This window comes from Pseudomonas sp. SWRI154 (genome assembly GCF_014268645.1).
In the GTDB taxonomy this organism is placed as follows: Bacteria; Pseudomonadota; Gammaproteobacteria; order Pseudomonadales; family Pseudomonadaceae; genus Aquipseudomonas; species Aquipseudomonas marvdashtae.
Map to the genome: position 1 here is coordinate 166,482 of NZ_JABWQW010000004.1, position 11,823 is coordinate 178,304.

The 11,823-nt window shown below is 56.6% G+C and carries 8 protein-coding genes; 2 read left to right on the plus strand and 6 right to left on the minus strand.

The window, feature by feature from the left end; all coding sequences use genetic code 11:
- Positions 1-22: 22 nt before the first annotated feature.
- Positions 23-1,366, minus strand: a complete 1,344-nt coding sequence (locus tag HU806_RS05850; protein WP_186610480.1) for a deaminase domain-containing protein — start codon at positions 1,364-1,366, stop codon at positions 23-25.
- Entirely contained in the window at positions 1,357-4,512 is a 3,156-nt protein-coding gene (locus HU806_RS05855) for a hypothetical protein (RefSeq protein ID WP_238350123.1), read from the minus strand. The genes HU806_RS05850 and HU806_RS05855 overlap by 10 nt, the downstream gene beginning before the upstream one ends.
- 287 nt (positions 4,513-4,799) lie before the next feature.
- Here HU806_RS05855 and HU806_RS05860 point away from each other — a divergent pair, with 287 nt between their 5' ends.
- A complete protein-coding gene (locus HU806_RS05860; RefSeq protein ID WP_186610482.1) occupies positions 4,800-7,259 on the plus strand; it encodes an EAL domain-containing protein in 2,460 nt (819 codons plus the stop codon).
- A 46-nt stretch (positions 7,260-7,305) separates the two neighbouring features.
- Entirely contained in the window at positions 7,306-8,109 is an 804-nt protein-coding gene (locus HU806_RS05865) for an iron-containing redox enzyme family protein (protein WP_186610483.1), read from the plus strand.
- An 80-nt stretch (positions 8,110-8,189) separates the two neighbouring features.
- On the opposite strand, the gene HU806_RS05870 is transcribed toward HU806_RS05865, so the two are convergent.
- The 4 genes from HU806_RS05870 to ubiG form a co-directional block, all read right to left on the minus strand.
- Positions 8,190-9,116 (minus strand): GGDEF domain-containing protein, encoded by a 927-nt coding sequence (locus HU806_RS05870; RefSeq protein ID WP_186610484.1) that lies wholly within the window; start codon positions 9,114-9,116, stop codon positions 8,190-8,192.
- Between the two features lie 357 nt (positions 9,117-9,473).
- On the minus strand, positions 9,474-10,214 hold the full coding sequence (locus HU806_RS05875) for a YciK family oxidoreductase (protein ID WP_186610485.1): 741 nt from the start codon (positions 10,212-10,214) through the stop codon (positions 9,474-9,476).
- 178 nt (positions 10,215-10,392) lie between these two features.
- On the minus strand, positions 10,393-11,064 hold the full coding sequence (gene mupP, locus HU806_RS05880) for an N-acetylmuramic acid 6-phosphate phosphatase MupP (RefSeq protein ID WP_186610486.1): 672 nt from the start codon (positions 11,062-11,064) through the stop codon (positions 10,393-10,395).
- A gap of 4 nt (positions 11,065-11,068) precedes the next feature.
- Positions 11,069-11,767 carry a bifunctional 2-polyprenyl-6-hydroxyphenol methylase/3-demethylubiquinol 3-O-methyltransferase UbiG gene (gene ubiG, locus HU806_RS05885; RefSeq protein ID WP_186610487.1) on the minus strand — a complete coding sequence of 233 codons (699 nt, stop codon included), beginning with the start codon at positions 11,765-11,767 and terminating at the stop codon, positions 11,069-11,071.
- Positions 11,768-11,823 lie beyond the last annotated feature (56 nt).

Here is an 11,823-nt window from a genome sequence, read left to right on the forward strand (position 1 = left end):
GTGAGTCGATTGTAGCGCGGGCTCAGCTCTCAAGGTTGGGGCGTTTGCCCCACGTAACGTTCAACGAATCTGCTCCACGCGAATGACCGAATTCCTTCATGACGATCGCACAGGAATCGCACGGAGGCAGCGTCGTGGCAATGGTCATTGAACGGATATCTGCGTTATTGGAATATTTTTCACGGATGAAACCGACCAGCTTGCTTTCGCTGTCAGCGGAGGTCACTTGATGTTGTATGTCCGAACGACTCGAGTGTGGTATCGATAGCACCCTGTTATCTGGGCCAATTGAAAGGGAGGTGGGCACAACAGGGCCCGCAATATCATCCACGTTAAAGTAGTTGATTCCATTGACTGCTACTTGTCCAGGATTGGAATTGAACAAGGGTAAATGCCGAGTAAAATCGTTGACGCCGGAGACGCTGACATAGACTTCGGTTTTTCCTGAAGCAAGGACAAGGTGGGCGAATGCTATATTTTTTTTATGCCTTGGAAGTATATTCTGCAGCGCTGTCATGGCCTCGTTTATAGAGAGGGATTCTTTTTTGAAGAGTGCGCCGAAAACGGAAGTGGTCAGGTTCGTCACCTGCCATGGGGCGGATGTGGCGGGCTTCCATAAGGCGGTGCCGTTGGGCAATTCGACGGCAATCATTCTCGTGCGATTATCAAATAGAAGTGCTTCGGCAGGGGAGGTGTCGACTGTTATCCATTTCATGTTTTTGGGCGGGTCTGGGGCGACGCCGATAGGGATCGAGACCTCGCTCATATTTTTCAGCGCTTGTTCAACTTTTTCTATACCGTGTACCCGTGCTGCATTGTTTGCATTGAGTGAGCCATCATAAATTCGTTTCAACTCCTCTCCGTATCCTTCTTTCCACGCACTGGGCTCCTGTTTTAGCAGTTTCAATGTTTTGGTGTCATTCGTGGCGGAGAGTCTAAATGCGTAGTAATTGTCATTTAGTCGGGTGAAGATGTAATTGAATTTCTCATCGAGAGAGGGCGCGATGATTGCCCCGATTCGATGGACGTCGTTGATACCCTCTGCGGTGCCGGTGACCCTGACGCCGGCATATATACCCGTCTGAAATTCTATCGTTACGTCTATTGTTAGCTTAGGTTTGGGGGTTCTGGTAGGCAGGTAGATCCATTCTGGTTTACCTGTATATCTGATGTGGGTGCCATTTTTGAATTCATATATCTTTCCTTGATAATTGAATATGGCTCTATCTCTAATGCTCGCTGGTTCGACGAGAACGTCGCCAAACCAGGGTGCCCAGCTCTTTTCTGAACTGACTGTTCCCAGGGCAGGGCGCTCGAAAATATCGCCGGTCAGCGAGTAAGAACTGCAAATTTTATTTAGCGGCATGGTAATTTCCTAAAGTTTTTAGTGATGTCCAGGGTGTCGACCCTGCGCAGGGCGCTGTCTTCCAATCGATAAGGAACGTCATCCAAATAGAAGGTCCGGCTACCGTCGACTTCCAGCACTTCTTTCACGCGAGTGTTGCCAGGAATCTTGAAGAGGCTATCGGATTCGGTTTTGCCCAACAGGTCGTATCGGGAAGGGCCAAACGACAATCCGGAACGTTCAGCCGCCAGGGCAGGTCCGTAGGGTTTGGTGGACAAAGGGTCGACCAAGCGAAAGTCGGATTTGCCTCGGGAGGTAATTTCACGCACTGGGACATCTTCCATCCCATAGACGGAGGCCAGCTGGTCCTTCGCTGACAAAGGGCGCCATCGGCCAGGATCAGTCGCTTGAGGCATGCCTTGCAAAAAGTCATATCGACCTGCTCGGCCGCTTAATGTCTTGAGACTGAGATAACCTTTTTTACTGAGCCTGAACAGGCTCAGGCCACCCGCCTTAAGCAGCGAGGGAATGCCATCAAATGGATTCAAAGTGGAATTGAGAAAAACGCCTACTTTAGGTGCAAGTAAAGGCAGTTTTTTAGTAAGAGTAAGTTTGCCCCCCGCTCTGATTACTTTCATGGAGCCGGACGCAAATTTCCCAAGGGGACAGACGAAGGCTGCGAGGTCAAGAGTTAAACCCAACAAACCTTCTAGTATTTTCTCTCTTGTTCCTGCGCTCAGGTTCTCTATGCTATCCCAGAATGGAATGAATGATTTTATTACGCTTATTACCTGGTCAAAATTTTCCTGTTGGCGGTCAAATTCGGTTTGGCCGTAACAGGTGCGGCGCAACTCCGTTTCGTCAGTAAAAAGGAGGCGGTCGGCAATGTGATTGGCGATCGACTGGATGGACGTCGATTCCAAAGTGGTAGGAGTAATGTGGGGGAGATCACTGTTCATTAATCTACCCAGCGTGCCGCCAATTTGCTCCATGAAGACTGGGCATTGCATGTTTTTTTTGGGAGCTGTTCCGTTGAGGTGAGCATTCCAATCGAAAGGCAGGCGTGGATTTCTATTTTGGATCGAAGAAGGCACGGCGGGCGGCGGTATATTGGCGCCGATATAGTGCGGCGCGATATCCAGTCGAGGACGAATTATGCCCGCTCGCGGCACAAGTTCGTAGTACGTTACCTTGTCGGCATAAGTGGCGCCTAAAATAAAACCGCAGCGGGCGCGGAGCGAACCAGCAGTTGATTGTCTGAGACGGTATAGCCTGATTGTGCCGTATTCCAATGCCCGTCGATCAATCAAAGGAAGCGAGGCGATTAGGTGAATGATCAATTGCTGGTAGGCACTGCTAATGAGCTTGATATAACTCTTGAAATCGCTGTCGAATAGACCTTCTATGTTTGGCAGTGTTTTTCCTTTGAGCTTGTGGCCGAAAAGACTGGTATCCAATATGCCCTCTTTGGACAGTGTTAACCACGCCCCAGAGGGCGGGTTGATGTACCATTTTGCTTTGCTCAGCTCTCCAGATGCATACACATCAACAAGCGAGTAACTGGAGTGGACCGGCGGGCCGCTTCTCCATGTACCCGTTCCGGTGGAGAAAGCGGAGGCCTCTCTCTCCAGTTTCCAGTCCTCCGTCAAGAAGCGCGTATGTCCAAGTAGCTTTGTCAGTTCATATGTCGCCATCTTCAGTCTGTCGGGCGGCGTTTTATCGAGATCGGTGACAGCACTGCTCAACTGGGTGATGGCCTCATCGAGTTTTTGCATCGCCTTTTCGATGGTCTGCGCCGGGTAGTCTGCATCGGTACGTTCAGGAACGAAGCCATTGGTAATCGCCCAGTCCAGAGCGGGTTGGAGCCTTGTCAGGGAGGCAAGTTTCAGATCTTCGGCGTTGCCTTCATCCATGTATTCGTTGGGTAGGTCCATCAGTTGCTGAGGGCTCAATCGTTGCAGCAGCGTTGGATCAATGGCATTGGCAAGCTGAACGCCATGGGCAAAGTTGACCCAGACAGTCGAGCTCCGGTAGGGCAGTTCCGAGGGAATGTCGGGGATCTGGAAGTCCGGGGGAAACGATGGGCGATACAAGCAGGCCAGCAGGATGGATTCATTCACCGATGAAGCGCGGTTCGAGGTACATAGATGTGACTCGAACGCCAGCCATATCGCTTCGTAGCTCTTGCCCCAGTTGGAGGGTGCCTGCCATTGATAACCAGCGATAGCGCCATCTTGCTCGTGTTTCCCTGCCAGTAACCAAAGATCAATGGCTTTGACCAGCAATTTGATTCGTACGCTTGGAGCACTGTCTTCGCCGTGATTACCGCCGTACCACTCCAAGGCTTGCAACAGCGCTTTTGTCAACGCCTCAGCCTCTTCTGACAACAGGATTTTTTCGAGATAAAACGATGGTTTTGCTCGTAGGTCCTGGATCGTCAGGTTGGCTATGTCTATCGGACTGAGGTGGGCCAGTAATGATGTGCGAAGGTTGGGAAGGTGTTCACGCATCGTTTCCATAATCAGATCGTCGACGGACCTGTCCTCAACGGCGGAGCCGTGACCCAATCCGTCGAGACGCAATGCGTCGCCCAGTCCTAGTGAATGACGGGCGCGCTTCTCTTCCAATGCCTGGATCGCGGCTTCGCGTTGTTTATCATCCAGCGGATCGAGGAGCGGAATCCCGTAGAACCAGGCCATTCTTGCGAACGTAACCTCGCCATTCTGACGAATCTGGCCTCCCAGTTTTCGAACGGCTTTTTCAATACTGGTAAGCCACCCGTCCCATACGGGATTCTTGCCAAGTGGAATTGCAGTGGTTACTTCGCTGTCGCTCGACCGTGTTTCGTAGACGGCTTTTCCGTCTTTCAACGTGACGGTTAAACGGTGCGGTGAGGCTCCTGTTGTTTTGCAGGATGCCAGGTAGTGTTCATTTTGCGCCAACGCTTGTAGCGAGCGCTGTCCGGTCTCGTCCTCCAAGTACATCGGAGAACAACGCTTTGGCTTTATCAAGGTATTGGCAAGCTGCTCGGGGGATGTGTTTCGGATCAGCGAGAGCAAAGAATCGTAGTCGCCCAATGAGCCTTCATATTTTTCGGCAGGAGATGGGACTGGGCTCAGTGATGAGGCCATTGGCAGTTCGGGCGTGAGCAGTGATGACATATCCATGGTTCTCGGTAGTTAATACAGGTCCCCGCTAGCGCGATCATTCGCAATGTCAGGGGGAAGTATCAAAGCACTCCGAAAAAGAGGGTTGTGGTACATATGTATATCGCGGCAAAACTATCGGGGCGCGAGTGTCCGAAGGCGCTGCTCACCCTTCTCTTGCGCCAGGTCCGTGGGGTTGCAGGGGATCAAATAAATGTACCGCCTCTTGCGGGGAACCGCTGCGCCTCCTAGTCTTGCGGGGATGACCGGCGTCAACGCCGATCGCTGCTACTTGTGCAAGGGACCTCATGAAGCAAAAGCGGACTCTCGGAACGCCACGGTTGTTGGGCATCGTCTGGCCTTTTATTGCTGTTGTGCTATTTCAAGCATTGCTTGGGGGGGGCAGCCTTTACGTATTGTCTGCAGTTCGCGGTTACGTGGCGGGGGAGAGCCTTTGGTCCAAGGGCCAGAAAGACGCCATCTATTATCTTAATCTCTACGCCGACAGCCGTGACGAGGCGATTTTTCGCAAGTATCAACAAGCCATCGCCGTACCTGAGGGCGGGCATGATTTACGCGTTGCCCTGGACCGCGATCCGCCGGATCTCGAAGCGGCCCGGACCGGGATTCTTCAAGGTGGCAACCATCCGGACGACGTGTCCAGCGTGATCTGGCTGTACCTCAATTTTCGCCATTTCAGTTATCTGGAAGAGGCCATCGATTTATGGACGGTTGGCGATGGCTACCTGATCGAACTGGATAATGTCGCCCAGCAGATGCATCGCAGCATCACGGCGCAAGATGTCTCGGACGCCGATGTCCGCGGCTGGAAAGCGCGGATTTTCGCGATCAACGATTCCGTCACCCCGGCTGCCAAGGCGTTCAGCGATGCGTTGGGGGAAGGGTCGCGTTTCATCCTGCGCCTGTTGCTGGTGACCAATTTCGCCACGGCTTTGGGGCTGATCGTCCTGGCACTGCTGCGTACGCATAAGTTGTTGGCCCAGCGACAGGTCTTCGCCAATGCGCTGCAATTGGAGAAGGAGCGGGCGCAAATCACCCTGCAATCGATCGGCGACGGCGTGATCACCACGGACGTCGACGGCGCCATCGCCTACATGAACCCCGCCGCCGAAGCCATGACCCATTGGAAAGCCGAGCATGCGGCGGGGCTGCCCCTGGCGGCGCTGTTCAATTTGCTCGACGACAACGCCCAGACCGAGGGGCTGACGCTGATCGAACACATCCTCAGCGGGCGACTTGGCGGCGGTAGCGAACATTCCAAGCTGATCCAGAGGCTCGACGGCAGCACCGTCTCGGTCACGCTGGTGGGGGCGCCGATCCGCCATGCCGGAAAGGTCAGCGGCGCGGTGCTAGTGCTGCACGACATGACCCAGGAGCGCCAGTACATCGCCAACCTGTCGTGGCAGGCCACTCACGATGCCCTGACCGGCCTGGCAAACCGCCGCGAATTCGAATACCGCCTCGAACAGGCCCTGCATAACCTGACGCGCCAAGTCGGACGCCACGCCTTGATGTTCCTCGACCTGGACCAGTTCAAGTTGGTCAACGACACCTGTGGGCACGCGGCGGGCGATGAACTGTTGCGGCATATTTGTGCCTTGCTGCAATCGGGCCTGAGGGAAAACGACACGTTGGCCCGATTGGGTGGCGATGAGTTCGGCATTTTGTTGGAAAACTGCGCGCCGGAGGCTGCGGAAAAAATCGCCGAAGGCCTGCGCCAGACCGTGCAAAACCTGCATTTTGTCTGGAAAGGCCGGCCATTTGTAACCACCGTCAGCATCGGCCTGGTGCACATATCCCAGAGCCCGACGACGCTGGAGGCATCCCTGCGCGCTGCGGACATGGCGTGCTACATGGCCAAGGAGAAGGGCCGGAACCGGGTCCAGGTCTACCATGCCGACGATTCGGAACTGTCCCTGCGGTTCGGCGAAATGGCTTGGGTCCAACGCCTGCACATGGCGTTGGAGGAAAATCGTTTCTGTCTCTACGCCCAGGAAATTGCCGCGTTGGGCCCGGGTGACCATGGCGGCGGTCACATCGAGATCCTGCTGCGCCTGCATGACGAGGCAGGCAGGATGATCCTGCCGGACAGTTTCATTCCAGCCGCGGAGCGGTATGGCCTGATGACTTCGCTTGACCGCTGGGTGGTGGAGAATGTCTTCAAGATCATTCGCCAATGCCTGAATGAATCGCGACAGGGGCCGTTGGCCATGTGTGCGATTAATCTGTCAGGCACAACTATAGGAGATCAGGCGTTCCTGGACTTCCTGCGTAAACAGTTTGCGGCATACTCGATCCCACCAGAAATGATTTGTTTTGAAATTACCGAGACCAGCGCAATTTCAAATCTGGGCAGCGCAATTCGATTTATCAATGAACTCAAAGGTTTGGGTTGTTATTTTTCGCTGGATGACTTTTGCGCCGGAATGTCTTCGTTCGCTTACTTGAAACATTTACCTGTAGACTTCTTGAAGATCGATGGGAGTTTCGTAAAGGATATGCTGGACGACCCGATTAACCGGGCAATGGTCGAAGTGATCAATCACATCGGCCATGTCATGGGTAAGCGTACGATTGCCGAGTTTGTAGAAACGGCACAGATCGAACAGGCGCTGTTGGAGATCGGGGTGGATTTCGCTCAGGGGTATGTCATCGAGCGGCCACAGATGTTTACCTGTGACACCTTGCAATGCCGGCCGGCCAGGCCTCAACCGTTGTTATTCAAGGCCCCCGGCACGTTCCGCTGAAACTCTCGTTGGTCCGCAGAAAATCACAATCAAAAGGAGCCCGACAGTGATCGAGACATTCAACCGAACAGGCCCGCTCATGGACGCTGAAAGCTATCCAAAATGGGCACAACAGCTCATTGCCGATTGCAGCGAGAGCAAGCGCCGGGTTGTCGAACACGAGCTGTATCAACGCATGCGCGATAACAAGCTCAGCGCCAAGACCATGCGCCACTACCTTATCGGTGGTTGGCCGGTCGTTGAACAGTTCGCCTTATACATGGCACAGAATCTCACCAAGACACGCTTCGCCCGCCATCCCGGCGAGGACATGGCGCGTCGCTGGCTGATGCGCAACATTCGTGTCGAACTCAATCACGCCGACTACTGGGTGAACTGGAGCGCCGCCCATGGCGTGACGCTCGAGGACCTGCAAGCACAGCAGGTGCCGCCCGAACTGCACGCACTGAGTCATTGGTGCTGGCACACCAGCTCGGCGGACTCGCTGATCGTGGCCATTGCCGCGACCAACTATGCCATCGAGGGCGCGACCGGGGAGTGGTCGGCGCTGGTGTGTTCCAACGGAGTCTATGCGTCGGCATTCGCCGAGGAAGACCGCAAGCGAGCCATGAAGTGGCTGAAGATGCACGCCCAATATGACGATGCTCATCCGTGGGAAGCGCTGGAAATCATCTGCACGCTGGCGGGCATGAACCCGAGCAAGGCGCTGCAAATGGAACTGCGCCAGGCCGTGTGCAAAAGCTACGACTACATGTATCTGTTCCTGGAGCGATGCATGCAGCTGGAGCAATCGGTCGCCACCGGGAAAGCCTCGCCAAGCCGCGAACGCCTGGCGCTGGCCGGAAGCTGATCCCCCAATAGCGTCACCCCTGTGGAAGCGGGCAACCGCTTGCGCAGGGGAAACGCGCTCCCATCGAACCAGGTCGGCTGTCAGCCCGCCATCGCCAGCCGATTTCGTCCCTCGCGCTTTGCCACATACAACGCACTGTCAGCCCGACGCAACAGGCTTTCGGCTGACTCGGCCGGCAGCAACGTCGCGCATCCCAGGCTGACCGTCAATTCGATCCTTGTGCCAGCAGCAAAGTAATCCTGCGCCTGAGCCGCGTAACGCAGCCGTTCACCGACCAAGGCCGCGGCATCCCGACTGGTGTTTGCCAGCAGGATCAAGAACTCTTCGCCACCAAACCTGAACACCATGTCCACGTTGCGCAACTGATGCTTGATCGAGTCGGCAACGGCCTTGAGCACTTCGTCGCCGACGCCATGCCCATGGCTGTCATTGATGCGCTTGAAGTGGTCGATGTCCAGCATCAACAGCGACAGCGGTTGCATGTGACGCCTGGCCATGTCGATTTCGCGTTCCAGCGTCTGGTCCATGGCGATGCGGTTGCCGGTGCCGGTCAGCGGATCACGCAGGGCACTTTGCGTGGCGGCACGGTAAAGCAGGGCGTTGCGCAGCGGAAAGAACAGCGAGGACAGTATCGACTCCAGCTCGGTCTGTTCCGAGTCGGCGAAGCGTTGATTACGGCGGAACACCAGCTCACCCAGGTGCTCACCTTCGTGGCTGAGGTTGTAAGTGAGCTGGTGATGGCCGCGCTGGCCAAACTCCAGGCGCAGGTCACTGGGCTTATGCTGATAGGTCAACGCATCCAGAGGGACCAGTCGTTGAACTTCGCGAAAGAACAGGCCGAGGATTCTTTGCGGCTCCAGGCTGGTCTGCAACTGCTGGCTCAATTGTTGGCGCAATTGGGCAAGGCTGACGGGCCGCGCCACGAGCGGCGACGGCAGGGCCAAACCCAGGCGTTGCAACTTGGCGCTGTCGAAGTCGATCGCGTTGGTCTGTGTGGGCGTTTTCATATTGGCGTGAGCCCCTGAACTGAATCGATCCTGGCCGGCGGGGTGAAGCGGCTCTAGGCTGCGCGTCGTACTGATCCATCAGTCCCGTTGGACATCACTCTGAGTTTAGTCCGCTTACTCGGCGGGCGTTTCCCATAGATGTCCACAACTCGCCGGACATGGCGTGTATGGAAGAGTTAGAGCGAAAGTCGTGCCATTCGGTTCATATTGAAAAAATCGACCAAAAAATCAATAAGTTACGAGTCGGAAGGCGGGTTCAGGCGGGCGGCGGGCGGCGGGGGCTTGGCGTTTCGCCTGGGTGCCGTAGCGGAGAAGGGCGCGTCGCGACGGTAAATCGCCGCGACGCGGGGCAGGCGGTTATTGCGCGTTGAAAGCCTGGCCGTTGACGCCGAGGCTGTCCGGGCCCATCAGGTACAAGTACACCGGCATGATGTCTTCGGGCGTCGGGTTGTTGAGTGGGTTCTCCCCCGGATAGGCCTGGGCGCGCATGCTGGTGCGGGTGGCGCCGGGGTTGATGCTGTTGGAGCGCACCGGCGCGACCGTGTCGACTTCGTCGGCCAGCGTCTGCATCAGCCCCTCGGTGGCAAATTTGGACACGCCATAGGCGCCCCAATAGGCCCGGCCCTTGCGCCCGACGCTGCTGGAGGTGAACACTACGGATGCATCCTTGGACAGCTTGAGCAATGGCAGCAAGGTGCTGGTGAGCATGAACATAGCGTTCACGTTGACTTGCATCACCCGCATGAAATTCTCACCGGACAACTGCTCCAGCGGCGTGCGTGGGCCAATGATCGAGGCGTTGTGCAGCAGGCCGTCCAGATGGCCGAATTCGGTCTCGATCATCGCGGCCAGTTCATCGTACTGATGGGGCAGGGCAGTTTCGAGATTGAATGGGATCACCGCCGGCTGCGGATGACCGGTCGCCTCGATTTCATCGTAGACCTGGGTCAGGTTGGCCTCGGTCTTGCCCAGCAACAGCACGGTAGCGCCGTGGGCTGCGTAAGCCTTGGCGGCAGCTGCCCCGATACCGCGACCGGCACCGGTGACCAGGATAATCCGGCCTTCGAGCAGGTCGGGACGGGCGGAGTAATCAAACATAAAGAACCTCAAGAGATGGCAGCACGTACTTGTCACTCAGAGTAGTCATGGCAGGTGAGCTTTCGTGGCGAGGGAGCTTGCTCCCGCTCGACGACGAAGTCGTCGCCAGATTCGGGACCGCTGCGCGCTCCAGCGGGAGCAAGCTCCCTCGCCACAAGAGCAAGCTTGCCGAATCCATTCAACAACTGCACAACGCGTTATCCAGCACTTCGCGCAGCGCCAAAGGATGGTCGATCACTACATCCGCGCCCCAGTGCTTGGGGTTGTCGTCCGGGTGGATGTAACCGTAGGTCACCGCACAGGTCTTGGTGCCGGCGCTGCGACCGGACTCGATGTCGCGCAGGTCGTCACCGACGAACAGCACGCTTGCCGGGTCCAGGTCGAGCAGTTTGCACGCCAGGATCAGCGGCTCGGGATCTGGCTTGCTGTTTTTCACATGGTCGGGACAGACCAGCACCTTCGAACGCTCGGCCAAGCCCAGTTGCTGCATGATCGGTTCAGCGAAACGCACCGGCTTGTTGGTGACCACGCCCCAGATCAGGTTGGCCGCTTCGATGTCGGCGAGCACATCGGCCATGCCATCGAACAGATGGCTATGGACCGCGCATCCCTTGAGGTAGCGGTCGAGGAATTCCTGGCGCAGCTCCTCGAAGCCCGGCGACTCCGGGTCCATGGAGAACGTCACCGCGACCATCGCCCGGGCGCCGCCGGAAATCTCGTCGCGGATGTGCTGCGTGTTCATGGGGGGAAGGCCACGGTCGGCGCGCATGGCCTGGCAGATGGCGATGAAGTCTGGCGCGGTGTCGAGCAGCGTGCCGTCCATGTCGAAGAGAACCGCTTTGAGACGCATCGAGTTATTCCTCGCGCAGGGTCTGGATCATGTAGTTGACATCAACGTCGGCGGCCAGCTTGTAGTGCTTGGTCAGCGGGTTGTAAGTCAGGCCGATGATGTCCTTGACGGTCAGCCCGGCCATGCGGCTCCAGGCGCCCAGTTCGGAAGGACGGATGAATTTCTTGAAGTCATGGGTGCCGCGTGGCAACAGCTTCATGATGTATTCGGCGCCGATGATGGCGAACAGATACGCCTTCGGGTTGCGGTTGATGGTGGAGAAAAATACCTGGCCGCCGGGCTTGACCATCTGGAAGCAGGCACGGATCACCGAGGAGGGGTCCGGCACGTGTTCGAGCATCTCCAGGCACGTGACCACGTCGAATTGCCCGGGCATTTCTTCGGCGAGCGCTTCGGCGGTGGTCTGCCGGTATTCCACGCTGACGCCGGATTCCAGTTGATGCAGTTGCGCCACCGCCAGCGGCGCCTCGCCCATGTCGATGCCCATCACGGTAGCGCCGCGCAAGGCCATCGCTTCGCTGAGGATGCCGCCACCACAGCCGACGTCGAGGACTTTCTTGCCGGCCAGGCTGACCCGTTCGTCAATCCAGTTGACCCGCAGCGGGTTGATGTCGTGCAGCGGTTTGAATTCGCTCTCGCGGTCCCACCAGCGATGGGCCAGGGCTTCGAATTTGGCAATTTCAGCGTGGTCGACGTTGCTCATGTGCAGATCCTCGAAAAACTTGAAAAATCGGGTACCCGAGCCTTGGCTCAAGGGTG